Origin of the sequence: Streptomyces chrestomyceticus JCM 4735 (assembly GCF_003865135.1) — a bacterium.
Classification (GTDB): domain Bacteria; phylum Actinomycetota; class Actinomycetes; order Streptomycetales; family Streptomycetaceae; genus Streptomyces; species Streptomyces chrestomyceticus.
Map to the genome: position 1 here is coordinate 4,448,117 of NZ_BHZC01000001.1, position 25,877 is coordinate 4,473,993.

A 25,877-nucleotide genomic window follows, 5' to 3' on the forward strand; every position below is an offset into this window, starting at 1 on the left:
GCCCCATGTCCCCCGCCCCTCTCCCCCGTCCGGGAGAATGGAGGTTCGTACGTGGAACGGAGCGGGGGCGCACTCCCGCTCGTCTTGTGGCAGGAGAGCACTCACGGTGTCCCAGAAGCATGAAGCCCCCTCGGCCGGCGGCGACCGTCTCGACCTGCAGGCCGACTGCGGCAACTGCTTCGGGCTGTGCTGCGTCGCGCTGCCCTTCGCCGCCTCCGCCGACTTCGCGGTCGACAAGCCCGCCGGCAAGCCGTGCACCAACCTCCGGGCGGACTTCAGTTGCGGCATCCACGCCCGCCTCCGCGACAAGGGCTTCTCCGGCTGTACGGTCTTCGACTGCTTCGGCGCGGGCCAGAAGGTCTCCCAGGTCACCTTCGGCGGTACGGACTGGCGCGCCGCGCCGGGCACCGCGCGGCAGATGTTCGACGTGTTCCCCGTCATGCGCCAGCTCCACGAGCTGCTCCGGTACCTGGCCGAGGCGCTGGAGCTGCCGGCCGCCCGCCCCGTGCACAAGGACCTCCGCCGCGCTCTGGACGAGACCGACCGGCTCACCCGAGGCAGCGCCGACGCGCTCGCCGAGGTGGACGTCGCGGCCGTACGGCAGGACGTCAACGCCCTGCTGCTGCGCGCCAGCGAACTGGTGCGGGCCACCGTTCCCGGCCGTAAGAAGAACCACCGGGGAGCCGACCTGATCGGCGCCCGGCTCCGGGGAGCCGATCTGCGGGGCGCCAACCTGCGGGGCGCCTACCTCATCGCCGCCGACCTCAAGGGCGCGGATCTGCGGACCGCCGACCTGATCGGCGTGGACTTCCGGGACGCGAACCTGAGCGGAGCCGACCTGACCGGCAGCATCTTCCTCACCCAGGCCCAGCTCAACGCGGCCAAGGGCGACGCCTCGACCAAGCTGCCCGAGGCGCTCAGCCGCCCGGCGCACTGGAAGTAAGGGGCAGCCCGCTCAGGACCGCGTCGCGGAGGGGGTGCCGTTCGCGCCGGCCGTACCGTTCGTGTCGCCCCCGGAAGGTCCGTCACTCCCGGAGGGCCCGGCGTTCCCGGAGGGCCCGTCGCTCCCGGACGGCCCGGCGTTCCCCGAGCCCTCGGCCGTCGCTCCCTCCTCCGCCGGGACCAGCCCCAGCGCCACGTCCCTGGCCGCCTCCGCCTCCCGGCGGAAGAGCCGGAACCACATGAAGATCACGAACCCGGCGAACACGAACCATTCCCCGGTGTACCCCAGGTTCTGGAACGCCTTCAGGTCCAGCCCGCTGCCCTCCGCCGCCGTCGGCGGCACGGCGACCAGCGGCGCCTCGGCCTCGGTCACGGTGATCCAGGCGTCGTACACGTCGTACGGGACGATGTTGACCAGCGACGCCGCGCTGATCATGCCGAGCTGTCCGGCCGGCAGCCCGCCGCCCGCGTGCACCCCGTCGGTGCCCTGGTTCTCCGACGCCTGCAGGGCCCCGGTGACCGTCACCGCACCGCTCGGCGGCGCGGGCACCTTCGCCCTGGCCTCCGGCGCGTTCGCATCGCCGGGCAGCCAGCCCCGTACGACCGGGAGCGCCTTGCCGCCGTCCGTCCGCAGCAGCGTCAGTACGTAGAAGCCGTTCCGCTCGTCGAGGCGGCGGTCCGGGACGAGCAACTGGTGCCCGGTGTCGTAGCGGCCGGTGGCGGTGGCCTGGCGGCCCGAGGTGACCTTGTCCACCGGCAGCAGCTCGTCCAGCGGCCGGGCGGCCGCGGTCTTCGCCTCGGCGGACCGGTCCTCCTGCTGGTGGTGCGTGTCGACGCGGTCCTCGAAGCGGCTCAACTGCCAGCTTCCCATGAAGATGCAGAAAGGAATCGCCAGTACGGCGAAGACGTTGATTCCCCACCACCGCGGGGTCAGCAGGAATCGGTACACAAGGCCCACGGTACGGGGAGCGCCACCCGGACCGGACGGCGGGGCCGTACCACGCCGCCGCGCACGGCCCGGATGAGGACTCGTACGCGGGCAGGCGGGCCGGGACCGCTACTGCGCCGGCAGGGGTTCGGTGCGGTACACCGTCCCGGCGCAGGCGTCCGGAAGCTTGACGTCCGCCGCGGCCGGCTCCCCGGCCTCCGGCGTGTGGCTGAGCACGATGCCGCCCGGCGGGTTGGAGCCGCCGCCCGGGGTGCCCTCGTTGCCGCCGGCCTGGCTGCCGCCCGTGGTGCTCCCGCCGCCCTCGCCGGACACCGACGTGGAGGAGTCCGGTGACTTCTCACCGGGCGCCTTGGACGGCACCGGGGTCGGCGACGGGGGCGGCGCGGAGCAGCCGGTCGTACCGCCGCCCTCCGCCGGGACCCAGGCGAACTTGACCTCGTACGCCTGGCCCGGCTTGAGCACCAGTTGGTCCGGGGTGGTGATCGGGTCGGGCAGAGCGGGGGCCGCGTCGCCCGCGGTGTGGTCGACGACGCTGACGCGCGAGCTGTCCGTACCGCCCTGCGGGAGCACGCCGATCTCGCCGCCGCCCTCGACCGAGCACGCGGTGTCGGAGGTGTTCACCACCCGGAACGAGCCGTAGACGCGGCCATTGGCGTCGGCGGGGCCGACCGAGCTGACACCGTTGCCGAGCTGCGCGCGCGAACAGGCGGGCGAGGTGACGTCCATCGTCCCGGACGGGTACGGCGTGCCGGTGCCCGCGCTGGGCTTCTTGTCCGCCGCGTCCGGGCTCTTGCCGGGTTCGGCGGGCTTGCCGCCCGGGTCGGACTTCTTCCCGCCGCGCCCGGCCGGCGGCTTGCCGCTGTGCTCGGTGCCCTCGCCGTGCGTGCCTTTGGTGCCGCCCGGGGTGCGCTGCGAACTGGCGGCGTTGGCGGGGCGGTCCTCGGGACCGTCGGCGAAGTTGGCCACGTGCACCATCGCGGGGATGGACGTGCCGCCGAGCAGGAGGGCCGCGGCGGCGCCGACCACGGCGTGGCGGCGGCGCCGGCGCCGGGCCGGGACCGCGCGGCGTAGCTGTTCGAGCGAGTCGGGGGCTGGCTCCAGGTCGCCGACGGCGGAGTGCAGCAGGCGCCGCAGCTCGTCCTCGCCGACGCCGCGGCCGGTGTCCTGGCCGGACTGGCCCTCCGGCCCGGTCTCCCGGGGATCCTGCGGCTCGTCCTTCGGGTCAGGCGATTCCTTCGGCGTCTGTGGGCTCTGCGAGTTCTGCGGGTCCTGGGAGCCCTGCGGGGCCCGTGCGTCGTGCTGGTCCTGTGTGCCGTGCCGGTCCTGCTGGTGCTGCGGGTGCCGCGGCTCCCCGTGGTTACGGGAGTTCCACGGGCCGTGCCGGTCCTGCGGGTCGTACGGGCCGAACTGCTTGCCACTCATGCGGGAGCCTCCATGGCGACGCGCAGCGCCGCGATACCCCGTGAGCCGTACGCCTTCACCGAACCGAGCGATATCCCCAACGTCTCGGCGACCTGGGCCTCGGTCATGTCCGCGAAGTACCGCAGGACCAGGACCTCGCGCTGACGGCGCTGCAACCCCCGCATCGCCTTGATCAATTGGTCGCGCTCCAGGAGGTCGTACGCGCCTTCCTCGGCGCTCGCCATGTCGGGCATCGGCTTGGAGAGCAGCTTCAGCCCGAGGATGCGGCGGCGCAGCGCCGAACGGGAGAGATTGACGACTGTCTGGCGCAGATAGGCGAGGGTCTTCTCGGGATCGCGCACCCGGCCCCGGGCGGAGTGCACCCGGATGAAGGCTTCCTGGACGACGTCCTCGCAGGAGGCGGTGTCGTCCAGCAGCAGCGCGGCCAGGCCCAGCAGTGATCGGTAGTGCGCGCGGTAGGTCTCGGTGAGATGGTCGACAGTCGTGCCCGCAGCCATCGCGTCGTCAGTGTCCCCACGCTGAGGGGAGAGCTGCGCGGGCTGCGCGGCAGGCCACGGGGCGATCACCGGCATGCCCCCGGGCATGCGGGGCCGCAACGGCCGCACTGCTGTGCCGCCGGAGCCCCCTGGGGCGATCGCGATGCCGAATACCTCTGCCACGCCTGTTGGACACGTTTCCCCCCATCAGGGTTGTACGCGCACGACACCGTCTTTGACGGCGGGTCAAATGCCCTCATGCGTACCAGCTCTTCCCCAATACCCCATTTGTCCCACAGGTCCATGGACACCCTTGAGGGGCGGCCACAAAGACGCTCCCCGCCCAACTACCGGTTGCAGTAAGGGGGAGCGAATAGTCGAACACGGCGTCGGGCCAGTTCAAGTGGTTTGGACCAACGAGTCGCTCACAGGACCTTCACACAACTCACAAGGTATCTCCTGAGCGGATCAGTGACAGCACCAATCGGGTCAGTAGCTGCTCCAAAAAGGCACTCCTCGGCCACGGTCGACGCTTCCCGGCCAACGAGCGTCGCACACCGGGTACGGAGACCGTGCGCCGGGTCCGGACGGCGCGCGGCCGGCCACCGGCTTACGGGCTCCCGGCTCCGGGACCACGAACGGGGCCCCCGGCCTACGCCGTCAGCTCCCCCGCGACCACCTCGGCGATCTGCGCGGTGTTCAGCGCCGCGCCCTTGCGCAGGTTGTCCCCGCACACGAAGAGCTCCAGCGCCCTCGGGTCGTCCAGCGACCGCCGTACCCGGCCGACCCAGGTCGGGTCCGTGCCGACCACGTCGGCGGGCGTGGGGAACTCGCCGGCCCCCGGGTCGTCACAGACCACGACGCCCGGCGCGGACGCCAGGATCTCGTGCGCCCCGGCGACCGTGACCTCGTTCTCGAAGCGCGCGTGCACGGTCAGCGAGTGCGTGGTGATCACCGGGACCCGTACGCAGGTCGCGGTGACCCGCAGGCCGGGCAGGCCCAGGATCTTCCGCGACTCGTTACGGACCTTGAGTTCCTCCGAGGACCAGCCGTCCTCCTGCAACGACCCGGCCCACGGCACGACGTTGAGCGCGACCGGCGCCGGGAACGGGCCGAGCGTGTCGCCCATGGCCCGCCGTACGTCGCCGGGGGTGGTGCCCAGGTCCGTACCGGAGACGGCGGCGAGCTGGGAGCGCAGCGTGTCCACGCCGTCCTTGCCCGCGCCCGAGACGGCCTGGTACGAGGAGACGATCAGCTCGCTCAGCCCGTACTCGGCGTGCAGGGCGCCCAGGGCGACGATCATCGACAGGGTGGTGCAGTTCGGGTTGGCGACGATGCCGCGCGGGCGTACCCGTGCCGCGTGCCCGTTGACCTCGGGGACCACCAGCGGCACGTCCGGGTCCATCCGGAACGCCGCGGAGTTGTCCACGACCACCGCGCCCTTGGCTGCGGCGATCGGCGCCCACTGCGCGGAGACGTCGTCCGGTACGTCGAACACCGCGACGTCGATACCGTCGAAGACCTCCTCGGCCAGCGCGAGGACCTCGACCTCCTCGCCCCGTACGGCCAGCTTGCGGCCGGCCGAACGGGCAGAGGCGACCAGCCGGATCTCGCCCCAGATGTCGGCCCGCTCGGAGAGGATGCCGAGCAGCACCGAGCCGACGGCGCCGGTGGCACCGACGACGGCCAGATGCGGCTTACGGGCCGCGCGGTCACCCACGCGGCCCGTAGCCGTACCCGAGAAGGGGGTCGTCATCGACCGGTGCCGCCGTACACCACGGCCTCGTCGCTCTCGCTGTCGAGACCGAAGGCGCTGTGCACGGCCTGCACGGCCTCCTTGACGTCGTCCGCGCGGGTGACGACCGAGATGCGGATCTCGGAGGTCGAGATCAGCTCGATGTTCACGCCCGCGTTGGACAGCGCCTCGAAGAAGGTCGCGGTCACCCCGGGGTTGGTCTTCATACCGGCGCCGACCAGCGAGATCTTGGCGATCTGGTCGTCGTAGCGGAGCGAGTCGAAGCCGACCGACGCCTTGGTCTTCTCCAGCGCCGTGACGGCCTTGCGGCCCTCGTCCTTCGGCAGCGTGAAGGAGATGTCGGTCAGACCCGTCGAGGCGGCCGACACGTTCTGCACGACCATGTCGATGTTGACCTCGGAGTCCGCGATGGCGCGGAAGATCGTCGCGGCCTCGCCCGGCTTGTCCGGGACGCCGACGACCGTGACCTTCGCCTCGGAGGTGTCGTGCGCGACGCCCGAGATGATCGCCTGCTCCATGGGCTGGTCCCCTTGCGGTTCGTTGCTGACCCAGGTGCCGCGCAGTCCGGAGAAGGACGAGCGGACGTGGATCGGGATGTTGTAACGGCGGGCGTACTCGACGCAGCGGTGCAGCAGCACCTTGGAACCGGAGCTGGCCAGCTCCAGCATGTCCTCGAACGAGATCCAGTCGATCTTCCGGGCCTTCTTCACGACCCGGGGGTCGGCGGTGAAGACGCCGTCCACATCGGTGTAGATCTCGCAGACGTCCGCGTCCAGCGCCGCGGCCAGCGCGACGGCGGTGGTGTCCGAGCCGCCCCGCCCCAGCGTGGTGATGTCCTTCTTGTCCTGGGACACACCCTGGAAGCCGGCGACGATGGCGATGTTGCCCTCGTCCACGGACGTCTTGATGCGGCCCGGCGTGACATCGATGATCCGTGCCTTGTTGTGCACGGAGTCGGTGATGACACCGGCCTGGCTCCCGGTGAAGGACTGCGCCTCGTGACCGAGGTTTTTGATCGCCATCGCCAGCAAGGCCATGGAGATCCGCTCTCCGGCGGTCAGCAGCATGTCGAACTCGCGCCCCGACGGGATCGGGGACACTTCCTGCGCGAGATCGATCAGCTCGTCCGTCGTGTCGCCCATCGCGGAGACCACCACAACCACCTGGTTGCCGTTCTTCTTGGCCTCGACGATTCGCTTGGCAACGCGCTTGATGCCCTCGGCATCCGCAACGGATGAGCCGCCGTACTTCTGCACGACAAGGCCCACGTGCGCTCCTCGCAACTGTCTCTTCGGGAGTTTCCTCCCGGACCCCCGGAAATGGGGGTACTGCGGTCGGCTCAGTCTAACGAGCAGGCGGAATCCGCCTCGCCAATACCACATGGTGAGACACAGTGCTCACGTCGCGAACGTCCGTGGACCGGCGTGGGCGCGCCGTTGCGCCCGCTCGGCCAGCACATGCCCGCTTCTCACAAGGGCACACGGAAAGGTAACCCAGGTCACACCGGGTTCGGTGGGTGTTCCGGGCGCCGTGGGGGGCGAAACCGGCCGGGGGGCGCCTTGCGCGCGCCTACCCGTCCTGGGCTGCCATGGGCCGCCCTGGGGCGCCGTACACGGCTGGGTCTGCTGGGACGCGTACCCGGCCACCCGGCCCTCTCACACCCCGCGCAGCCCCAGCGGCCCGGCGATCTCCGCCGCCATGACCTTGCCGGCCTCCTCGGCGAGCCGCTCCTCGTCGCCGTCCGCCGCGTCGCTGTCCGTGTCCAGGCCGTCCAGCTCGTCCAGCGGCTGGTCCAGCCGTACGTGGGCGACCAGCGACTGCAGCGCGCGGAGCGCCGCGCTCGCCGTCGGCCCCCAGTTGGACAGGTACGAGAACTGCCACCACCACAGCGCCTCGCTGACCCGCCCCGCCCGGTAGTGCGCCAGGCCGTGCCGCAGGTCCGTGATGAGGTCCGCGAGGTCGTCGGAGATCCGGCACGCGACGGGCGCGCTGCGCGGTACGTACGGGTCGAAGACCTCGGAGTACACGTCCACCGGGTCCAGCAGCCGCGCGAACCGCTCCCGCAGCTCGTCGACGTCCGGCTCCGGGCCCACGTCGGGCTCGTACCGCTCGTCCGGCACGATGTCCTCGTGCGCCCCCAGACGGCCGCCGGTCAGCAGCAACTGGGAGACCTCCAGCAGCAGGAACGGCACGGCGCTGTCCGGCTCGTCACCCTTGGCCACCTCGGTGACCGCGACGATGAAGCTCTCGATCGAGTCGGAGATCTGAACGGCGAAATCGTCCGGATCCCGCGTGGCGTCGTGCAGCCTGGCATCAGACATCGAGAAGTCTCCTCCCTTCGAAGGCCCGCCCGAGCGTGACCTCGTCGGCATACTCCAGATCGCCCCCGACGGGCAGTCCGCTGGCCAGCCGCGTCACCCGCAGGCCCATCGGCTTGACCATGCGCGCGAGGTACGTGGCCGTGGCCTCGCCCTCCAGGTTCGGGTCGGTGGCCAGGATCAGCTCGGTGATCGTGCCGTCCGCGAGCCTGGCCAGGAGTTCCCGTATCCGCAGATCGTCGGGGCCCACGCCCTCGATCGGGCTGATCGCCCCGCCGAGCACGTGGTAGCGGCCGCGGAACTCCCGCGTCCGCTCGATCGCCACGACGTCCTTGGGCTCCTCCACGACACAGATGACCGCCGGATCGCGGCGCGGGTCGAGGCAGACCCGGCACTGCTCGTCCTGTGCGACGTTGCCGCACACGCTGCAGAACCGGACCTTCGCCTTGACCTCCATCAGCGCGTTCGCGAGCCGGCGGACGTCGGTCGGCTCGGCCTGAAGAATGTGGAAGGCGATCCGCTGCGCGCTCTTGGGACCGACGCCGGGCAGTCTGCCCAGCTCGTCGATCAGATCCTGGACCACGCCTTCATACACGGAATGTCTTCTCTCTCTTCTGCCGTGCTGCGTACGCTAGTTGTCTCCTCCCCGGAAAGGGAGACCCATCTTCCGACGACTTCGGCTCCTGGGAGTCCGGAACGGGGGTTCCGGAGCCGGAGCCGGAGCCTGCGTCGTTCTCCTGCTTCTTCCCGGCCGGCGGCCGGTGACCGACGGTCTGTGGCCGACAGCCAATGGCCTGCGGCCGACGGCTCAGAAGGGGAGGCCCGGGATGCCGCCGCCGCCCAGCCCCTGGGCGAGCGGGCCGAGCTTCTGCTGCTGGAGCTGCTGGGCGCTGGCGTTGGCGTCCCGCACGGCGGCCAGGACGAGATCCGCGAGCGTCTCGGCGTTCTCCTCGGCCGTGCCGGCCTCGGGGTCCACCGCCTTGGGGTCGATGACCAGGCCCTGGAGCTCACCGGAGCCGTTCACGGTCGCCTTGACCAGGCCGCCTCCCGCCGAGCCCTCCACGGGCGTCTCGGCCAGCTCCTGCTGGGCCGCCGCGAGATCCTGCTGCATCTTCTGGGCCTGCTGGAGCAGCTGCTGCATGTTGGGCTGACCACCGGGGATCACTACGTGACTCCTGCCGTACGACAACGATTGGTGCGGTAGCCCGAGCCTACGTGCTCGAACGGCGTGACGCCCTACGCCGTACGGAGGAGCACGGCCGCACGCCTGGCCGACAGCCGGACGGCAGCCACCGGCAGCCGTCCGACACACGCCGGTACCCGATCAGCGAGCCCGGTACGGACGCTCGGCACAGCCACGCCGAACAACCGCCACGCCCGCTCCACACTCCTCACCGCCCATCACCCGTTACCGCTCAGTACTCGTTGTTGAACTCCTCGACCACCGTCGCGCCCAGCTCGCGGACGATCAGGTCGTGTCCGCTCAGCGCGGAGTCGACGAGGTCGGGGTCGTCCTCGGCGGGCATGTCGTCCTCGATCGACACCGGCGCGGGCTCCGGCTCGCGGTACGCGGACTCGGCAGCGCCACCACCGGCAGGCCCGGAGGCACCGGTCCCGGCCCCGGCCCCGTAGGAACCGCTGGGTCCGCCGCTGCCGCCGTCACCGCCGCCGTTCCCGTAGCCACCGCCACCGCCACCGGACGCGGCACCCGTCGGAGCCACCGCCTGCCGCGCCATCTGCGCGCCCTGGCCGCCGCTCGCGTCGTACCCGGATCCGGAGCTGGATCCGGATCCGGCCGGCGCACCACCGGACGGTCCCCCCGGCCCGCCGCCCTGCGTCGGCGCCGGAGCACCGGAGGGGCCGCCGAAGCCGCCGCCACCGCCGAAATTGCCGCCGCCGAAGCCGCCGCCCTGCGGCGCGCCCCCACCGGGCCCGCCGGGCGGATTGGTGCCCCCGGACGGGTCGACGATCGCCTCGACCTTCCACTGCACGTTGAACTTGTCGGCCAGCGCCTGGCGCAGCACGTCCTCGCTGCCGCCGTTGGCGAAGCTGTCCCGGGCTCCGGCGTTCGGGAAGCCGATCTGCAGCGTCGTGCCGTCGAAGCCGGCGACCTGCGCGTTCTGGCTGAGCAGGATCCAGGTGAAGCGCCGTCGGCCCTTCACCGCCTCCAGGATCTCCGGCCAGAGCTGCCGCACCTGCGCGGCACCCTGCGCCATGCTCCCGCCACCCTGAGCGGCCTGCTGAGGCTGCTGCCCGTGCTGTACGGGTACGGACTGACCGGGCTGCCCGGACGTCCCCGCACCGGCCTGCACACCGCCACCAGGACCACCGGCAGAGCCACCGGCACCCCCGGCGCCTCCCGGGCCGCCGGCCTGCCCAGGCGCCGTCGCCGTGGGCCACCCACCGGGCTGCCGCTGTCCGGCCGCTCCCCCGGCCGCCTGCTGCCCCGGCCACGCACCCGGCTGCCTCTGCCCGGTTCCCTGGCCGCCCCCCTGACCAGGCCAAGCTCCAGGCTGCGCCGACTGCTCATTCCCCGTACCGGCACCCGCTCCTGCTCCAGCCCCGGCGCCGGCTCCGGCATTCGCATTCCCGGCACCCGGCCAAGCCCCCGGCGCGGCAGCCGCAGCCTCCGCCCCCGCAGACTCCACCGGCCCCCCACCGGAAGGCACTCCAGACACATCCGCCCCAGCCCCAGCACCATTCCCGGCCCCGGCGCCGGCCCCGGCACCACTCATCCCCCGCACCGCAGCACGCGCGGCAGCCGGACCGGCCGGCCCAGCAGGCGCCCCAGCAGACGCCCCGGCAGCCGATCCAGCCGCCCCAACCGCCGGCATCCCCGCATGCCCGCCCGGCCCCGGCACGTACTCCACCTCGGGCCCGCCGACCCCCGTCGTCACCGGCCCGCCGACGCTCAGCCCGGCCGTGCTCGCCCCGCGCTCCAGGCGGTCGAGGCGCGCCTGCACCGAGCGCTCGTCGTCGTACGCCGCGGGCAGCAGCACCCGCGCACAGATCAGCTCCAACTGGAGCCGCGGCGAGGTGGCCCCCCGCATCTCCGTCAGCCCCGCATTGACCAGATCGGCGGCCCGCGCCAGCTCCGCTCCCCCGAACACCGACGCCTGGGCCTGCATCCGCTCCACCACATCGGCGGGCGAATCGATCAAGCCCTTGTCCGCCGCGTCCGGCACCGCCGCCAGGATCACCAGGTCACGCAGCCGCTCCAGCAGGTCGGCCACGAACCGCCGCGGGTCGTTGCCGCCCTCGATGACCCGGTCCACGACCTCGAAGGCGGCCGCCCCGTCCCCCGCGGCGAACGCTTCCACGATCGAGTCCAGCAGCGACCCGTCGGTGTACCCGAGCAGGGACGTGGCCATGGCATATGTCACACCCGCGTCGCCCGCGCCGGCGAGCAACTGGTCCATCACCGACATCGAGTCACGCACGGACCCGGCCCCGGCCCGCACCACGAGCGGCAGCACACCCTCCTCGACCGGGATGTCCTCCTGCCCGCACACCTCGCCCAGGTAGTCGCGCAGGGTCCCCGGCGGCACCAGCCGGAACGGATAGTGATGCGTACGCGACCGGATCGTCCCGATGACCTTCTCGGGCTCGGTCGTCGCGAAGATGAATTTCAGGTGCTCCGGCGGCTCCTCGACCACCTTGAGCAGCGCGTTGAAGCCCGCCGACGTGACCATGTGGGCCTCGTCGATGATGTAGATCTTGTACCGGCTGCCGGCCGGCCCGAAGAACGCCTTCTCCCGCAGCTCACGGGCATCGTCCACGCCACCGTGCGAAGCCGCGTCGATCTCGATGACGTCGATGCTCCCCCGCCCGTTGCGCGCGAGATCCACACACGACTGGCACTCCCCGCACGGATCGGGAGTGGGACCCTTCTCACAGTTCAGACAGCGCGCCAGGATGCGCGCACTGGTCGTCTTGCCGCACCCACGCGGCCCGCTGAACAGATACGCGTGGTTGACCCTGTTGTTCCGCAGGGCCTGCTGGAGCGGATCGGTCACGTGCTCTTGCCCGATGACCTGAGCGAAGGTCTCGGGACGGTAGCGGCGGTACAGCGCAAGGGACGACACGCATACGACGATATCGGCCCGCACCGACAACCGGGCCGCCCCCGATCCCAGGAACGCAAACGCCCCCCACGCACCCGCCAGAGCTCACTTACCCTTGCTGCCTTCCGGCCCTGGGGGAGTTCGGTGAGATAGCGCCACGTGAGGGGCTGCGCCCAACCCTAGCGGATCCCCCGCCCCACGCACGACCCCACCCCACCCCAAGATCACTCCCACCCCTCTTCGCGATCACTCCCGACCCCCTCCGGCGGATCATGTTCGCGAGCACCCCTCAACGTCTTGTATTGTTTGCGGCGGAGGATTCGCCTAGTGGCCTAGGGCGCACGCTTGGAAAGCGTGTTGGGGGCAACCCCTCACGAGTTCGAATCTCGTATCCTCCGCCAGTGCCTCACCGGGCACTACGTCGAAGGCCCCTACCGTTCGCGGTGGGGGCCTTCGTCGCGTTCCGGCTCGGTTGTCGTCTCGGTCGGTCGGTGGAGCGGTCCCGGTAGCCGCAGCCGGGGGCGGAGGCGCGGTCTTTTCCCTGCTCACCCCCGTATTAGCCGGAAGTTAGCGGAGCGGCAGCCGGGCGGTAGTGGCCCCGCCCAGAGTGGTTGTCGTACGGAGGACAGCCCGACACCGACTTCCCCGGGGGACCCGAAATGAACGCTGGCACCTTTGACCGCACCGCTCGCCGCCGCACCCTGCGCGTCGCCGCCGCTGCCCTGACCGCGGCCGCCGCGCTTTCCCTGACCGCCTGCTCCGGGTCGGACGCCGCCGCCCCTAAGGCCGGGGGCCAGGCGGGCGCTGCCGCCGAGGCCGGTGGGGCGGGGTCCGCCGGGTCCGGTGGTGCGGGTTCCGATGGCGGAGCGGCGCAGGGCAGCGACGCACAGCCGGACAGTGCCAAGCCGGGTTCCGGCGAGGGCAGCGCGCCCCGCGCCGGTTCCGGTGGCGGTGCCCCGTCCCGGGCCGGATCCGGCGGCGGCGCGGCGAAGGGCGGGGGCAAGGGCAAGTTCTGCCGTACGAGCGAGCTGACCATGGAGGCGGTGGACAGCTCGCCCGACCAGGAGACGGGCGATGTCACCGTTCAGATGACGAACAAGGGTGGGCGGACCTGCTCGGTGACGGGTTTCGCGGGTGTCGACCTGAAGGACGCCGACGGCACCTCCGCCCCGGTCCACCGCGGCGGTGAGCAGCCCCGCATCACCGACCTGCGGGCCGGGGACACCGCCACCTTCAGCATCTCGTACTCGGTCGACTCCAGTGGCGGCAACATGGCCACCCCGACCCACCTCATCGTGACGCCGCCGAACGAGACCCACAGCGTGTCCCTGAAGTGGCCGGCCAATGCGCCGAAGCTGGCCGGTCCGTACGACGAGAAGATCAAGGCCCACCCGGTCGGTATCGCCAACTGATCACCCGCCGGTCGCTCACCGCGCGCCGCACGAAAGGCCCCTACCGTTCGCGGTCGGGGCCTTCGGCGTGCGCGGGTCGCCTCAGAGCTGGATCAGCCCGGCGTCCGTCGGTGTGAAGCCGCAGGCGTCGAAGTAGAAGCGCTTCAGGTCGTCGTCGAAGTCGACGTGCAGCCACTCGCACTGTGCGGCGCGGGCCTCTTGTACGGCCCGGGCGACGAGGCCCGTACCGACTCCGCTCCTCCGGTACCGCCGGTCCACGACGGTGTCCAGGACGAACGCGTGGACGCCGCCGTCCCACGCCACGTTGACGAACCCGACGAGCCGGTCGTCCTCCCGGGCGCAGACCCAGCCGAGGCTGTGCCGGCGTAGCTGTGACAGCCAGTCGATCTTCAGGGGCGGGTGGTCGAACCCTGCGGCGTGCAGCGCGTTGACGGCCTCGTTGTCGAAGTCGCCTCGCCATTCATAGGTGACGGTCATGGCGGGAGGTTAGAAGTCGGAGCGGGAGTTCGGGGCGGGAGGGCACGTCTCGTTGTCGCTCCGGTGGGGGCGGCGGGACGGGGTAGCCGGGTGGCATGGGTGAGATCTTGGTCGGGACGTGTTCGTGGACGGATCGGGCGCTGGTTTCGAGTGGGTGGTATCCAGCGGGGCGGCGGGATCCCGAGGGGCGGTTGCGGCATTACGCCGGGCGGTTTCCGGTGGTGGAGGTCGATGCGACGTATTACGCATTGCCGAGTGAGCGCAACAGCCGACTGTGGGCAGAGCGCACGCCGGAGAGTTTCCGCTTTGACGTGAAGGCGTTTTCGTTGCTCACCGGGCACCCGACGCGGCCTGCTGCGTTGCCCGTGGATCTGCGGTCCACCTTTGTGCGTCGCAGGGAGGGTTCCGATGCGGAAGACGGTGGGCTGCTGGACGAGGTGTGGCAGCGGTTCAGCGGAGCGTTGGAGCCGCTGCGGGAGGCGGGGCGGCTCGGTACGTTGCTGTTCCAGTTTCCGCCGTGGTTCGCGCCGGGCGCGCGGGCGGAGGCCTTTCTCCGGCGGTGCCGGGAGCGGACCGAAGGGTGGCCGGTCGCGGTGGAGTTCCGGCACCCCGAATGGTGGCGGGACGGAAAGCGGCAGGCGTCCACGGCAGCGATGTTGACGGAGCTGGGCGTGGCTGCCGTCGCGGTGGACATGGTGCAGACGCTGCCGGTGTCGATACCCCCGGTCACCCCGGTGACGGACGACCGGCTCGCGGTGGTGCGCTTTCACGGGCGTAATGCCGCGTGGGGCACCGGGAGCAAGGAGGACCGGTTCCGTTACACGTATACGGAGGCGGAGTTGACGGAGTGGGTGCCGCGCCTTCGCGGGATGGCGGAGCGGACCGAACTGGTGCACGTGCTGTTCAACAACTGCTGTGCGGACGCGGCCGTTCGGGCCGCGGAGTCGATGCGGGAGTTGCTCGGCCTGCCCGAGGGGGTGCGGTAAAGGGCGAGGGGTGAAGTGAGGGTGGGGGCGCACGCGAGTGCCACGGTGGCTCGGGACGGTTGGGGATGACACGCGGGGAATATGGGGAATGTATGAGGGAGGCGTGCTGAGGAGGGTGTGGAGAGGGAGTGGCGTTGGGAGAAGGAGCGGGGCTGGGAGTGGGCTAGGCGGGGGTCAGGTTCGCATTCTGTGATGCCTTGGGCTCGGGTTGTGGGCCTGGATTCCTGGGTTCCCCTTGCCCTGTTGCTGCTTGGCCTTTTGGCCTGGCGGCGCGATGTCCTGCGTCCTCGCGTTCCGGCGACGCGGCCTTCCGGAGTCCTCGCTCACATCATCGCCATCGCTTCCTTTTGCCCTTCCCACCACCGAGAGGCATCTCATGCTGCACGGCGTCGACATCTCCGCTCACCAGTCCTCTTACGAAACGGCCGGCCTGGACTTCGTGTTCATCAAGGCCACCGAGGGGCGTTCCTACGCCAGCCCGCACCGGGCGGATCAAGCGGCCAAGGCCCGGAAAGCGGGGTGTGTGGTCGGCTTCTACCACTTCCTCTGGCCCGGGAACATCGCTGCCCAGGCCGAGTACTTCGTCGAGAAATGCGGGGCGAAGGAAGGTGACGTGCTCGCCGCCGACTGGGAAACGACAAGTGCCGGTACGCACGCGAGCGGGGCGCAGAAGGACCAGTTCCTGCGCGAGGTGCAGAAATTGGCCCCGAGCCATCGCGTACTGCTGTACACCAACGTGTCCTTCTGGAAAGGGCACGACACCTCGTCGTACGCCGCGGACGGGCTGTGGATCGCCGATTACGTCAGCCCCGGCAAGCCGCGGATCAAGGGGAAGTGGCTCTTCCACCAGCACACCGACCGGCCGCTGGACAAGAACGTCGCGAGGTTCGAGAACCGTGACGCGCTCAAGAAGTGGGCCACCGTCGGGAAGTAGCCCGGGAGGGAGTCCGGGAAGGACGGCGGACGGTGAGCCGGTCGGCTTGCTGCGGGCCGGCCGCGCGCTGGTGCTGAACACGTCCGACACGCCCGCCGAGCGCGAGCGGCGGGAGTTCGGCGACCCGTTGCGGCAGATCTGGGCGGCGTGCGTGCTGCCGTACGTCGGGGTCACGGACGTCCGGCGGCACGTCTTCCGTACGGTCTCCGACTCGACCGAGGTGGAGCGGTCGGTGTGGCTGCGTGAGGCGCGGAGGCAGGCGGCCGGGCTGCTGGCCCGATTGCGGGCGGGCGCACGGGAGTACGGCCCATACGGGTTACGGGGATACGTGCGGCCGTGAACCGGACGGTACTGCCGTGGCGATAAAGGGGCGTGAGACTGTTCCGCCCCGTGGGGGCAGACCGAGACGACGGTGTCGGCAGCAGCGACAGCGGCAGCAGCGATGACGACGCCGTGCTGTTGCGTGCCGTCGCGCGCGGTGACCAGGCCGCGCTGGCCGCATACTACGACCGGCACGCGGGGTGGCTGCACGCGCGGCTGACGCGTCGCTGCGCGGACCCGGAGACCGTGCGCGAGGTGCTTCAGGACACCTTCGTCACGGTGTGGCGGTCCGCGGACTCGTACCGTCGGCCGCACCGTGGGGGCACGTCCGGCGGCTGGCTGTGGGTGATCGCCGCGCGCCGTCTGGTGGACGCGCAGCGGGCGCACGCGCGCGCCGAGCGCGTGGTGCACGTCGGGCAGGAGTCGCCGGCCCCCGCTCCGTCCGCCGAAGAACATGCCCTGGCCGGTCTGGAGTACGGGGATGTGGGCACCGCCCTGCGCCGGATCTCGCCCGAACTGCGTGACGTACTGCGCGCCACGGTGGTCGACGGCCTGACCACCCGCGAGACCGCACACCTGCTCGGCATACCGGAGGGCACGGTCAAGACCCGCGCCATGCGCGCCCGGCGCGAACTGCGCGCCGCGCTGGCTCAGTTGCACGGCAGCGACGTTTCGTTGGGAGGGCTCGCGTGAAGGGCGGATGGTTCGGAAGGCGGGGGAGGTCGACAGGGCCGGGGGGCCCGGAGGGGTCCGTCTCCGCGCGCGCTCCGTGGCACGTGGATGCGGCGGTGGCGGCGCGGTATGCCGAGGCGGCGCTTACGGAGCCCGAGGCGTGGTCGCTGGAGAAGCATGTGGAGGGCTGCTCCCGGTGCGCGGCCACAGTGTCGGCTGCGGTCCGGGCCACGGTGCCTGCGGGGGCGGTACTGGAGAACGTACGGGGGTCGGTGCTGGAGAAGGTGCGGGGGACAGTGCTGGACGAGGTACAGGGGACAGTGCTGGATGCGGTGGGAGGGACGCCGCTGGGCGAGGCACGGGGGATGCTGCTGCCCGGTGGCGCGGAAGGCGCGGGCCCTCGGCCCTCCTCCGCCCCGCTCCCCCATCGTCTCGTGCGGATGCTCTGGTCCGCGGGGCCTGCTCTCCGCGGCTCCTGGCTGATCGCGTTGCTGGTGGTGTGCGCCGGCGCCGCCGTACTCGGGTACGGGGCCGGATTCGCCGGTGCGCGGCCGCTGCTGCTGGCGCTCGCGCCCGTACTGCCGGTGGCCGGGGTGGCGTTCTCGTACGGGCCGCGCGCCGACCCGATGTACGAGATCGGCGCCGCGTCACCGTCCGGCGGGCTGCGGCTGCTCCTGACCAGGAGCGCGGCCGTACTCGGGGTGAGTCTGCCGCTGCTCACGGCGGTGAGCGCGCTCCTGCCGGGTACGCCCGGGCTCCCGGCCGCTCCGGCCTGGCTGCTGCCCGGACTGGCGCTGACGCTGGGCGCTCTCGCGCTCGGCTCGTACGTCAGGTGCCGTACGGCCGCCGGGGTCGTCGCGGCGGGCTGGGCGTCCGCCGTCCTGCTGCCGGTGATCGCGGCGCAGCCCGGGGGCGGTGGCGGCGCCGGGACGTTTCCGGTGACGGCGCTCGCGGAGCAACTGGCCCGCTACCTGTCCGGGGGCGCGGCGCAAAGTGCCTGGGCCGCGGCCGCCGTCCTGGGCGCGGGGCTCGTCCTCGTACGCCGCGACCGGCTGGAGAAGCTGTGAACTCGACACAGAAACAGATACAGCCGCAGGAGAACGCAACGACCGGCACCGTGCACGTCTCCGGGCTCACCGTCCGACACCGCCGGACCGTCGCCCTCGACGGGATCGACCTCGACCTCGGCCCGGGAGTGCACGGGCTGCTCGGCCCGAACGGGGCCGGAAAGACCTCACTGATACGGGTACTGGCCACCGTCTCCCGGCCCGCCGCCGGCCGCGTCACCCTTCTGGGCCACGAACTGTCGGGCCACCCGGAGCTGACGGCCACCCGGCGCCGGATCGGGTACCTGCCGCAGGACTTCGGGTACTACCCGGGGTTCACCGTGCGGGACTTTGTGGCGTACGTGGCGTGGCTGAAGCAGGTGCCGGGCGGTGCGGCCGGAGCGGCGGTCGAACGGGCGGTGGCGCGGGTCGGGCTGGCCGACCGTATCGACGCGAAGCTGAAGACGCTGTCCGGCGGCACGGTACGGCGGGCCGGCATCGCGCAGGCCATCGTCAACGACCCGGACGTCCTGCTGCTCGACGAGCCGACCGCCGGGCTGGACCCGGAGCAGCGGGTCGCGTTCCGGGAGCTGGTCAGGGAGTTGGGGAAGGAGGCGACGGTGATCGTCTCCACGCATCTGGTGGAGGACGTGGCCGTGGCGTGCACCGGGGTCACGCTCCTCGAAGGCGGGCGGGTGGTCTACCGGGGTACGCCGGAGTCGCTCGCGGTGGAGGGAGCCGTTAAGACAGCGGCGGAGGGAGCGACGCGGGCGGGCGGGCTGGGCGGCAGTCCTGTCGAGCGCGGCTACCTGGCCGTTCTCCGTCATCACCGCGCCGCCTCCGTCGGCTCCTCCTCCGCCACCCCCAGAGGAGCGAATCGATGACCGCCCCTGCCCCGCACCCCCTCCGCGCCGAAGCGCGCGGCAGCGTCGCGCCCTGGGCCGGGCTCGCCGTCTTCCTCACCCTCGCGGCGGCGATGGCGGTAAAGGCGGACAGGTGGCAGGGCAGTTGGGGTGAGACGTCGCTCGCACTGCACGCCGCGGCCACCCTGCTCGGCGGCCCCCTCGCCGCCGCCATCGGCTGCTGGCACGGCGGTCGGGAGCGCCGTTCCCGTACGGCCGACCTCTGGCTCTCCGCCGCCAGGAGCGCGCTCGCGCAGTTCGTGGTCGCCGCGCTGCCTGTCGTCCTCGCCGTGGTGCTCGGGTACGCGCTCGCCGCCGCCGGCGCGCTGCTGGCGTCGGCACCTTACGTGTCGGCCGGGCGGCCCCTCGTACTGCCGGTGGTGGCGGACGCGGTGTTCCTGGCCGCGACGGTCGCCGTGGCTATGGCCGTCGGGCGGTGGGTGCGGTGGCGCCCTGCGGCGCCCGTGCTGGCCGGTCTCACCTACCTGGCACTGAGCCTCTCTCTGGACCGGGGCTCGGCGGCCCGCTTCCTCAGTCCGGCCGTCGACGGAGGTATCGGTGAAGCGCTGCCCGCCTGGTGGCAGCCGGTGGCTATGGCCGGTTGGACGGGCGGGCTCGCGGTGGTGGTGGTCGTGACGTACGCCGCTCGCCGGGCGCGCGGGCGGTGGGCCGCGCTGCTTCCGCTGACCGCCGCGGTCTGCGCCGCCGTGGTCCTCGTGCAGGCGGGGGAACGCGCGTGGCGCCCGGACCCGGCCGCCGGGCGCCAGGTGTGCGACGGCGGGTCGCCGCAGGTGTGTGTCAATGCCCTGGAAGAGGACCTGCTGCCGCAGGTGTCCCGGGCTCTGTCCGGCATCACGGGCCGGCTGGCCGGCGTGCCGGACGCGCCGGTCCGCTTCGAGGACCTGCCGCGCGGGACACACCGCGACGAGGCCGAGCTGCCGCAGCTCCTCCGGGGCAGAGTGTCGTACGGGGGCGACTGGCCGACCCGGAACGTTTCGCCTGGGAGGCCGCGGCAGGGCTGGCGGGCCGCCGCGACTGCGGCGGTACGGCCCCGTTCCTGCGCGTCGACGAAGCCGTACGGGACTGGCTGGTGTCGAACGGGCTCAGCGAGCGCCGGCGGGCGTCCTGGGCGCGGTACGCCCGGGAAGGGGGCGACCAGGCGGCCGTCGCCGCCGCCGAGGCCGGCGACCGGGCCCTGCGGCACCTCGCGTCCATGGGCGACGACCGGCGGCGTGCCTGGCTGGGCCGGTACTTCCGATCGGTGGAGAGCTGCGACGCGCGGAAGGTTCCTCAGTTGTGACCCGGGGAGGGCGGGTGTGAAGGGCCCGAGTCCAGCCGCCTGCTTCACCTACCTCGCCGCGTCCCGCTCGTACGCCATCCGACCGCCCGTGTAGGTGGCCCGTACGGCCCGGTCGTCGCCGAGGATGGCGAGGGCGAAGAGGAGGTCCTCGATGGTTTCGGCGCGGGCGGTGCGGTCGGCCAGGAGGGGGGTGGCGCGGGGGTCGAGGACGGTGAAGTCGGCTTCCTGGCCCGGGGTCAAGGAGCCGATCGTGTCGGCCAGGCCCAGGGCCTCCGCGCCGCCGCGGGTGGCGAGGTAGAACGCCCGCACGGCGTCGAGGGCGTGGTCGCGCAGCTTGGCGACCTGGTGGGCGTCGCGCATGGTCTGGAGGAGGGAGAAGCTGGTGCCGGCGCCGATGTCAGTGCCGAGGGCTACGGTGAGCGGGTGGTCGCCTTCCTTGGCCTCGCGGAGGGGGAAGAGGCCGCTGCCGAGGAAGAGGTTCGAGGACGGGCAGTGGGCCACGGCGGTGCCGGTACGGGCGCAGTGGTCGCGTTCGGAGGGGGTGAGGTGGATGCCGTGTGCGAGGACGGTGCGGGGGCCGAGCAGGCCGTAGTGGTCGTAGACGTCCAGGTAGCCGTCGCGGTCGGGGAAGAGGGAGCGGACCCAGGGGATCTCGTCGCGGTGTTCGGAGATGTGGGTGTGCAGGAGGGTGTCGGGATGGGCCGCGCGTAGGGCGCGGGCGGCTTCGAGCTGGGCGGGGGTGCTGGTGGGGGCGAAGCGGGGAGTGACGGCGTAGAGGTTACGGCCCTTGCCGTGCCAGCGCTGGATCAGGTCGAGGGATTCGTCGTAGGCGCGCTGGGCGGTGTCGAGCAGGCTGTCGGGGGCGTTGCGGTCCATCAGGACCTTGCCGGCGGCGATGCGCAGGTCGCGCCGAGTGGCCTCTTCGAACAGGGCGTCGGCCGAGTCGGGGTGCACGGAGGCGAAGGCCAGGGCGGTGGTGGTGCCGTTGCGCAGCAGTTCGTCGCAGAAGGCGGCGGCGACGCGGCGGGCGTGGGTGCCGTCGGCGAACCGTTCCTCGGTGTCGTAGGTGTGGCCGAGCCAGTCGGGCAACTGGGCGCCGAAGCGGGCGACGGCCTCCAACTGCACGTAGTGCGTGTGGGCGTCGACGAAACCGGCGGTGATCAGGTGGCCGGGGTAGTGGACGGGTTCGGTGCCGGGCGGCAGCCGGTCGCGGAGGGACGCGTACGGGCCTGCGGCGGTGATACGGCCCGCCTCGCAGATCAGCAGCCCGTCGGGGTCGTGGACGAGGGCTTCCGCGGTGCCGGTGCGGAAGGGGTCGGCGCGGAAGCGGACGAGGGGACCGCGGACGGCGGAGGGAGGGGTGGGAAGGGTGGGGGCCGGGGCCGGGGTGGGCGAGCTGGTGGTCATGGGTGGCGGGTACCCGCTTTCGGGCGGGGATGGATCTGACGTACGTCAGCGGGCGGCCGGCCCGTACAGCCGAACGGGTCGGGTATCGGCCGCGGACGACAGACGCGGGCGCGCGGACGGCAAGACTGTCACCGGGCCGGCTGCCAGGTACGGCGCCGACCGGGTGACGGCCGGGGGACGACCGGCCGCCACCACCGCTGACAGTCGAGGAACAGGGGCCGAATGGGCGGGAGTACGGGCAGGAGTACGGGTGGGGGCACGGGTGGACGTCAGGGCCGGAGCACGGGCGGGAGTACGGATGTGCTCGCGGGCCGGGGCGCGGTGGCGGGGGCGCGCGGGTGCCGGGGACGCGGAGCGGGCCGGCGGACCGGGTGGTACGCGGTGCGGGCGGTGGTGGCGGTACTGGTCCTGGCGGGGCTGACGGTGGGCGGGTCCGCCGTCGCGACGCCTCCGGACGGGAAGCCGGAAGAGCTGCCGAACACCGCGTACACCGTCTTTGCGTCCCACGGGGCTCTGCTGGAACACCCGGCCCTGCCCCCCTACGCCGCCCCGGCCGCACAGACGCTGCGGGCGCCGGGCTCCGCCCGCACCCCCCGTAACGCCGCGGCGATCAGGGCGGCCGTCATCCAGCTCGTCAACCGGGAACGGATGGCGGCCGGCTGCCGTTCCGTACGGGCGCACCGTACGGTCACCGAGGCCGCTCAGCGGCACAGTGACCACATGGCCCGGGAGGACTCGCTCTCGCACCGGGAACGCGGCGGATCGGGGCCCGGCAGCCGGCTCTCGGCCGTCGGATACGACTGGCGCCGTGCGGGCGAGAACATCGCGCGCGGGCAGCGTGACGCCGCGGAGGTGGTGCGGGCGTGGGCGCACAGTCCGGAGCACCGGGTGGTGCTGGCCGACTGCGCGTTCCGGCACGCGGGGGTGGGGATCAACAGCGGTACGGGCGATCGCGGCCCTTGGTGGACGCTGCTGCTGGCCCGTCCTTCCTGAGGCGACGTCACCCGCCGTCCGGCCAGGCGTATGCCACCCGTCCCGGCCATGCGTATGCCACCCGTCCCGGCCAGGTATATGCCACCCCACCCCGGCCAGGCGTACGCCACCCGACGCACACGGCTCCGGAGCGCGGCACCTGCCCGCGTTCCGGAGCCGCGCCACGACAGCGCCTCGGATCAGGGCGGCGACAGCGCTCCGGATCAATGCGCCGACAGCGCTCAACCTCACCGCGCCGACGGCACCACTCCCCCGTCCGCCCCTCGCGGAGCAGCATCTGCCCGTACCTCCACGGCCCGTTCGGCCAGTTCGCCGAAGAGCAGGCCGAAGACGGTCCACAGGGTGAGCTGCACGCCGAGTGCGGAGAGGCGGAACTTCCAGAGCAGCAGGGCCGGGAAGTCGGCGGGGAGTTCGTTGACGGCCGGGAGGAACGCGTAGGCGAGGCCGACGGCCGCGGCGAAGGCGGCCAGGGCGGCGACCGTCGCGTACCAGGTGCCCAGGCGGGGTGCGAGCCGCTTGCCGAGGACGACGGCGGCGACGGCCAGCAGCACGCTGAGGGCGATCATCAGGAAGTACAGCGCGGTGCGGGTGCCGATGGAGTCGGGGTCGCCGACGGACGGCGGGTTGGCCGGGTACTTCAGGAACGGTACGAGGTAGACCGCGCCGAAGGCGGCGCCGGAGAGCAGCAGGGCGGTGGCGCGGGGGCCGAAGCGGCCGACGCGCCCGAGGGCGAAACAGTAGGCCAGGGCGGCGATCCCGCCCAGGGCGACGCCGTAGACCAGGACGCCGGTGGCCAGGCCGGCGGTGGACTGCACCGCGCGGCTGACGACCTCGGCCCCGTGTTCGTGGGCGTGCGCGTCCTCGAAGGCGATGGCGGCGTCGACCTGCGGTTCGCCGAGCAGGTAGGCGACGAGCAGGGCGAGCAGGCCGGCGGCGAGGCCGGCCAGCATGCCGCGCACCAGGAGGGATCTGACGGTGGCGGAGTTCATGTGCGGGCGCCCCCGGTCAGTGGCAGGGGAAGCCGAGCAGGTGGCGTCCGTCGTGGACCCACTCGTGCACGCCGGTGCCGGAGAGCAGCGCGGTGGCGCCCTGCTCGGCACCGACGAAGTAGAGCAGGACGAGCATGAGGATGCCGCCGAAGACCGCCCACGGCAGGACCGTCCGGACGGGGAGGGGGGCGGGTGCGGCGCGGCCGGTGGCCGGCGGTGCGACGGAGTGGGCCATGTCGGGAACCTCCTGGGGAACTCGCGTCCCGGTCGGGGAGTCGTGACGACAGGACGGGTCTGGCTCGCCCGTCGGCCCCGTACGGGCCCGGTGCGGGTTCACAGTGGCGCGACCGCGCCGGAATTCCACCGGCTTCCGTCATGTCATCGTCAATAGCATCGGGAACGTACCGCGTGGCGGCGGCCGGGCCAAGGCCCCGCGGGAGGCGCCGGGGGCGCACGGCGGCGGGCGTACGCCGGGACGTTCCCCTGGTGCGCCCGTAGTTATCCGCGTCGAAAGAGGTGCTCATGACAACCCGGGTGATGTTGGTCTCACCGTCCTTCGACGACGCTCTGGGCGCGGTGCGCTTCCCGGCCGACGAACCTCTGACACCGGACGGCCTGCGCAGGGCCCGCGCCGCCCGCCCCGCTGCCGCCGCTCTGCCCGCCGACCGGGCCCTGACCTCACCTTCCGCGCGCTGCCGGGAGACGGCCGAGGCGCTCGGCCTGCGCGCGGAACCGGCTCCGGGGGCGGCGGGCCGCGCGATGGGCCGCTGGCGGGGGCTGGCCCTGGAGGACGTGCTGGCCGCCGAGCCCGAGGCAGTCTCGGCCTGGCTGTCCGACGCGGACAGCGCGCCGCACGGCGGCGAGACGTCGGCGCAGTTCCTCGGCCGGGTGGCGGACTGGCTGGCGGGCCTCGCGGCGGAGGGCGGCCGGGTCGTGGCCGTAGTGGAACCGGACGTCGTACGTGCGTGCGTGGTGTGTGCGCTGGGGGCCCCGCCCTCGTCCTTCTGGCGGGTGGACGTACCGCCGCTGACCGTGACGGCGCTGAGCGGGCGGGACGGCCGGTGGAACGCCCGGGTGGCGGGGGAACTCGGCGGGCCGGCGGCTCCCGAGAGGCCGTGACCGCCTGCGCGGACACCGTCCAGCGGCCCTTCCCGGGCGGCATCGGAGAGGCGCCGGTCCCGACCGGAGCGGCGTCGGCCCCCGATTCAGGCCACGTGCGGCTTCGCCCGGACCGCGCGCTGCCCCACCCGGGCCGCCCGCGCCCCCGCCCGGCCCGGTACGCGCCGCCGTATCCTGGTCGGAGACGGGTTGTTGCACATGACTTGCAACAAGGCGGCTCAGGTGCCCCGAGGCGGCGACGGAGCCGGGTACGGAACGGGTACGAAGGAGCGGTGCGGTGGCATCTCCAGGCTCTCCAGTGGTGCTGGGGATCGAGTCCTCCTGCGACGAGACCGGCGCGGGCCTGGTCCGCGACGGGAAGCTGCTCGGGCACGCGGTGGCGTCCAGCATGGACGAGCACGCGCGCTACGGCGGCGTCGTCCCGGAGATCGCGGCCCGCGCGCACGTGCACTCCCTCACCCCCGTCGTGCACCGCGCCCTCGACGAGGCGGGCCTGACCATGGCCGACATCGGCGCGGTGGCCGTGACCACCGGCCCCGGCCTGTCCGGCGCCCTCCAGGTCGGCCTGGCCGGCGCCAAGGGCCTGGCGTACGGGCTGGGCGTGCCGCTGTACGGGGTGCACCACCTCGCCGGGCACGTCGCCGCCGACACCCTGGAGCACGGCCCGCTGCCGAATCCCTGCATGGTGCTGATCGTCTCCGGCGGGCACACCTCCCTCCTCCTCGTACGGGACCTGGCGCGTGATCCGATCGTGCACCTGGGCGACACCCTCGACGACGCCGCCGGGGAGTGCTTTGACAAGGTCGCGCGGGTCTTCGGCCTGCCGTACCCGGGCGGCCCCGCGATCGACCGGGCCGCGCGCGAGGGCGACCCGAAGGCCGTCGCGTTCCCGCGGCCGCTGACCGGGCCGCGTGACGACCCGTACGGCTTCTCCTTCTCCGGCCTCAAGACGGCCGCCGCGCGCTGGGCCGAACGGCACACCGGCCAGGAGCTGCCCGTGGCGGACGGTGCGGCCTCCCTCCAGGAGGCCGTGGCCGACGTACTGACCCGCAAGGCCGTCGCGGCCTGCAAGGAGCACGGTGTGGGCACCCTGGTGGTGGTGGGCGGCGTCGCCGCCAACTCGCGCGTCCGGTCCCTCGCCGAGGAGCGCTGCCAGAAGGCGGGCATCACCCTGCGCGTACCGCCCCTGCGGCTGTGCACGGACAACGGCGCGATGATCGCCGCCGTCGGCGACCTGCTCGTACGGGCGGGCGCCGCACCGGCCCCGCTGGACCTCTCGATCGACCCGTCGGCGCCGCTGGAGTACGCGGCCCTGCACCCCGTCGCCAGGGCGGCGCGGGCCGCGGCGGCGACCGCAGCCTGACGGCCCGCCGGCCGACCGCCCCGCACCCT

25 protein-coding genes, 1 tRNA gene, 1 other RNA gene and 1 riboswitch are annotated in these 25,877 nt (G+C 72.6%); of the genes, 13 read left to right on the forward strand and 14 right to left on the reverse strand.

Features of this window, described 5'->3' with window-relative positions; translation table 11 throughout:
* Positions 1 to 106 precede the first annotated feature (106 nt).
* Entirely contained in the window at positions 107 to 943 is an 837-nt protein-coding gene (locus EJG53_RS18940; RefSeq protein ID WP_244955213.1) for a pentapeptide repeat-containing protein, read from the forward strand.
* Positions 944 to 955: 12 nt separating this feature from the next.
* On the opposite strand, the gene EJG53_RS18945 is transcribed toward EJG53_RS18940, so the two are convergent.
* The 10 genes from EJG53_RS18945 to ffs form a co-directional block, all read right to left on the reverse strand.
* Positions 956 to 1,891 carry an SURF1 family cytochrome oxidase biogenesis protein gene (locus EJG53_RS18945; protein WP_125045841.1) on the reverse strand — a complete coding sequence of 312 codons (936 nt, stop codon included), beginning with the start codon at positions 1,889 to 1,891 and terminating at the stop codon, positions 956 to 958.
* 108 nt (positions 1,892 to 1,999) lie between these two features.
* Positions 2,000 to 3,313 (reverse strand): DUF4232 domain-containing protein, encoded by a 1,314-nt coding sequence (locus EJG53_RS18950; protein WP_125045842.1) that lies wholly within the window; start codon positions 3,311 to 3,313, stop codon positions 2,000 to 2,002.
* A complete protein-coding gene (locus EJG53_RS18955) occupies positions 3,310 to 3,885 on the reverse strand; it encodes a SigE family RNA polymerase sigma factor (protein WP_031012969.1) in 576 nt (191 codons plus the stop codon). Before EJG53_RS18955 ends, EJG53_RS18950 begins: the two co-directional genes overlap by 4 nt.
* A 556-nt stretch (positions 3,886 to 4,441) precedes the next feature.
* Positions 4,442 to 5,545 (reverse strand): aspartate-semialdehyde dehydrogenase, encoded by a 1,104-nt coding sequence (locus tag EJG53_RS18960; protein WP_174856426.1) that lies wholly within the window; start codon positions 5,543 to 5,545, stop codon positions 4,442 to 4,444.
* A complete protein-coding gene (locus tag EJG53_RS18965) occupies positions 5,542 to 6,813 on the reverse strand; it encodes an aspartate kinase (RefSeq protein WP_031012973.1) in 1,272 nt (423 codons plus the stop codon). Before EJG53_RS18965 ends, EJG53_RS18960 begins: the two co-directional genes overlap by 4 nt.
* 387 nt (positions 6,814 to 7,200) lie before the next feature.
* Positions 7,201 to 7,866 (reverse strand): DUF5063 domain-containing protein, encoded by a 666-nt coding sequence (locus EJG53_RS18970; RefSeq protein ID WP_125045843.1) that lies wholly within the window; start codon positions 7,864 to 7,866, stop codon positions 7,201 to 7,203.
* On the reverse strand, positions 7,859 to 8,458 hold the full coding sequence (recR, locus tag EJG53_RS18975; RefSeq protein ID WP_003984655.1) for a recombination mediator RecR: 600 nt from the start codon (positions 8,456 to 8,458) through the stop codon (positions 7,859 to 7,861). The genes EJG53_RS18970 and recR overlap by 8 nt, the downstream gene beginning before the upstream one ends.
* A 213-nt stretch (positions 8,459 to 8,671) precedes the next feature.
* The gene (locus EJG53_RS18980) at positions 8,672 to 9,028 is read right to left on the reverse strand and encodes a YbaB/EbfC family nucleoid-associated protein (RefSeq protein ID WP_107058815.1); all 357 of its coding nucleotides are present in this window, start codon (positions 9,026 to 9,028) and stop codon (positions 8,672 to 8,674) included.
* Between the two features lie 250 nt (positions 9,029 to 9,278).
* Complete coding sequence (locus tag EJG53_RS18985; RefSeq protein WP_125045844.1) at positions 9,279 to 11,948, reverse strand: DNA polymerase III subunit gamma and tau; 2,670 nt, start codon at positions 11,946 to 11,948, stop codon at positions 9,279 to 9,281.
* Positions 11,949 to 12,000: 52 nt separating this feature from the next.
* Positions 12,001 to 12,099, reverse strand: an RNA gene (ffs, locus tag EJG53_RS18990) — signal recognition particle sRNA small type.
* 141 nt (positions 12,100 to 12,240) lie between these two features.
* Here ffs and EJG53_RS18995 point away from each other — a divergent pair.
* Positions 12,241 to 12,328 (forward strand) — tRNA-Ser (locus EJG53_RS18995).
* A gap of 258 nt (positions 12,329 to 12,586) precedes the next feature.
* Positions 12,587 to 13,339, forward strand: coding sequence for a DUF4232 domain-containing protein (locus tag EJG53_RS19000; RefSeq protein WP_125045845.1), 753 nt, complete (start codon positions 12,587 to 12,589; stop codon positions 13,337 to 13,339).
* An 81-nt stretch (positions 13,340 to 13,420) separates the two neighbouring features.
* Here EJG53_RS19000 and EJG53_RS19005 read toward each other — a convergent pair whose 3' ends face one another.
* Positions 13,421 to 13,816 carry a GNAT family N-acetyltransferase gene (locus tag EJG53_RS19005; protein WP_125045846.1) on the reverse strand — a complete coding sequence of 132 codons (396 nt, stop codon included), beginning with the start codon at positions 13,814 to 13,816 and terminating at the stop codon, positions 13,421 to 13,423.
* A gap of 95 nt (positions 13,817 to 13,911) precedes the next feature.
* Here EJG53_RS19005 and EJG53_RS19010 point away from each other — a divergent pair, with 95 nt between their 5' ends.
* From EJG53_RS19010 to EJG53_RS19040, 7 genes are all read left to right on the forward strand, one after another.
* Positions 13,912 to 14,802 carry a DUF72 domain-containing protein gene (locus EJG53_RS19010; RefSeq protein ID WP_125045847.1) on the forward strand — a complete coding sequence of 297 codons (891 nt, stop codon included), beginning with the start codon at positions 13,912 to 13,914 and terminating at the stop codon, positions 14,800 to 14,802.
* A gap of 376 nt (positions 14,803 to 15,178) precedes the next feature.
* Positions 15,179 to 15,736, forward strand: a complete 558-nt coding sequence (locus EJG53_RS19015) for a glycoside hydrolase family 25 protein (RefSeq protein WP_125045848.1) — start codon at positions 15,179 to 15,181, stop codon at positions 15,734 to 15,736.
* Between the two features lie 46 nt (positions 15,737 to 15,782).
* Entirely contained in the window at positions 15,783 to 16,076 is a 294-nt protein-coding gene (locus EJG53_RS19020; RefSeq protein ID WP_244955214.1) for a hypothetical protein, read from the forward strand.
* 32 nt (positions 16,077 to 16,108) lie between these two features.
* Positions 16,109 to 16,750 (forward strand): RNA polymerase sigma factor, encoded by a 642-nt coding sequence (locus EJG53_RS19025; RefSeq protein WP_125045849.1) that lies wholly within the window; start codon positions 16,109 to 16,111, stop codon positions 16,748 to 16,750.
* A 95-nt stretch (positions 16,751 to 16,845) separates the two neighbouring features.
* Positions 16,846 to 17,796, forward strand: a complete 951-nt coding sequence (locus EJG53_RS19030) for a zf-HC2 domain-containing protein (protein ID WP_244955215.1) — start codon at positions 16,846 to 16,848, stop codon at positions 17,794 to 17,796.
* The gene (locus tag EJG53_RS19035) at positions 17,793 to 18,659 is read left to right on the forward strand and encodes an ABC transporter ATP-binding protein (RefSeq protein ID WP_244955216.1); all 867 of its coding nucleotides are present in this window, start codon (positions 17,793 to 17,795) and stop codon (positions 18,657 to 18,659) included. The genes EJG53_RS19030 and EJG53_RS19035 overlap by 4 nt, the downstream gene beginning before the upstream one ends.
* Positions 18,656 to 20,071: a hypothetical protein gene (locus EJG53_RS19040; RefSeq protein ID WP_244955217.1), complete on the forward strand. Its 1,416-nt coding sequence runs from the start codon at positions 18,656 to 18,658 to the stop codon at positions 20,069 to 20,071. The genes EJG53_RS19035 and EJG53_RS19040 overlap by 4 nt, the downstream gene beginning before the upstream one ends.
* On the opposite strand, the gene guaD is transcribed toward EJG53_RS19040, so the two are convergent.
* Positions 20,026 to 21,384: a guanine deaminase gene (gene guaD / locus EJG53_RS19045; RefSeq protein WP_125045851.1), complete on the reverse strand. Its 1,359-nt coding sequence runs from the start codon at positions 21,382 to 21,384 to the stop codon at positions 20,026 to 20,028. The two genes, EJG53_RS19040 and guaD, sit on opposite strands and share 46 nt — an antisense overlap.
* Positions 21,385 to 21,774: 390 nt before the next feature.
* On the opposite strand from guaD, the gene EJG53_RS19050 reads away from it, so the two are divergent.
* Entirely contained in the window at positions 21,775 to 22,377 is a 603-nt protein-coding gene (locus EJG53_RS19050; protein WP_167515134.1) for a CAP domain-containing protein, read from the forward strand.
* Between the two features lie 227 nt (positions 22,378 to 22,604).
* Here EJG53_RS19050 and EJG53_RS19055 read toward each other — a convergent pair whose 3' ends face one another.
* Positions 22,605 to 23,366, reverse strand: coding sequence for a CbtA family protein (locus EJG53_RS19055; protein WP_125045853.1), 762 nt, complete (start codon positions 23,364 to 23,366; stop codon positions 22,605 to 22,607).
* A gap of 16 nt (positions 23,367 to 23,382) precedes the next feature.
* Entirely contained in the window at positions 23,383 to 23,601 is a 219-nt protein-coding gene (locus EJG53_RS19060; RefSeq protein ID WP_125045854.1) for a CbtB domain-containing protein, read from the reverse strand.
* A gap of 53 nt (positions 23,602 to 23,654) precedes the next feature.
* A riboswitch (cobalamin riboswitch) is annotated at positions 23,655 to 23,740 on the reverse strand.
* A gap of 148 nt (positions 23,741 to 23,888) precedes the next feature.
* On the opposite strand from EJG53_RS19060, the gene EJG53_RS19065 reads away from it, so the two are divergent.
* Both EJG53_RS19065 and tsaD read left to right on the forward strand, forming a co-directional pair.
* On the forward strand, positions 23,889 to 24,485 hold the full coding sequence (locus EJG53_RS19065; RefSeq protein WP_125045855.1) for a histidine phosphatase family protein: 597 nt from the start codon (positions 23,889 to 23,891) through the stop codon (positions 24,483 to 24,485).
* Positions 24,486 to 24,762: 277 nt separating this feature from the next.
* On the forward strand, positions 24,763 to 25,848 hold the full coding sequence (gene tsaD, locus EJG53_RS19070) for a tRNA (adenosine(37)-N6)-threonylcarbamoyltransferase complex transferase subunit TsaD (RefSeq protein ID WP_032928290.1): 1,086 nt from the start codon (positions 24,763 to 24,765) through the stop codon (positions 25,846 to 25,848).
* Positions 25,849 to 25,877: the final 29 nt, after the last annotated feature.

Coding starts and splice junctions, on each gene's coding strand:
- EJG53_RS19005 (WP_125045846.1), bottom strand. CDS start 13,816: ATGACCGTCACCTATGAATGGCGAGGCGACTTCGACAACGAGGCCGTC.
- EJG53_RS19065 (WP_125045855.1), top strand. CDS start 23,889: ATGACAACCCGGGTGATGTTGGTCTCACCGTCCTTCGACGACGCTCTG.
- EJG53_RS19040 (WP_244955217.1), top strand. CDS start 18,656: ATGACCGCCCCTGCCCCGCACCCCCTCCGCGCCGAAGCGCGCGGCAGC.
- EJG53_RS19000 (WP_125045845.1), top strand. CDS start 12,587: ATGAACGCTGGCACCTTTGACCGCACCGCTCGCCGCCGCACCCTGCGC.
- EJG53_RS19010 (WP_125045847.1), top strand. CDS start 13,912: ATGGGTGAGATCTTGGTCGGGACGTGTTCGTGGACGGATCGGGCGCTG.
- EJG53_RS19060 (WP_125045854.1), bottom strand. CDS start 23,601: ATGGCCCACTCCGTCGCACCGCCGGCCACCGGCCGCGCCGCACCCGCC.
- EJG53_RS18955 (WP_031012969.1), bottom strand. CDS start 3,885: ATGCCGGTGATCGCCCCGTGGCCTGCCGCGCAGCCCGCGCAGCTCTCC.
- EJG53_RS18960 (WP_174856426.1), bottom strand. CDS start 5,545: ATGACGACCCCCTTCTCGGGTACGGCTACGGGCCGCGTGGGTGACCGC.
- EJG53_RS19055 (WP_125045853.1), bottom strand. CDS start 23,366: ATGAACTCCGCCACCGTCAGATCCCTCCTGGTGCGCGGCATGCTGGCC.
- EJG53_RS18950 (WP_125045842.1), bottom strand. CDS start 3,313: ATGAGTGGCAAGCAGTTCGGCCCGTACGACCCGCAGGACCGGCACGGC.
- guaD (WP_125045851.1), bottom strand. CDS start 21,384: ATGACCACCAGCTCGCCCACCCCGGCCCCGGCCCCCACCCTTCCCACC.
- EJG53_RS18970 (WP_125045843.1), bottom strand. CDS start 7,866: ATGTCTGATGCCAGGCTGCACGACGCCACGCGGGATCCGGACGATTTC.
- EJG53_RS19015 (WP_125045848.1), top strand. CDS start 15,179: ATGCTGCACGGCGTCGACATCTCCGCTCACCAGTCCTCTTACGAAACG.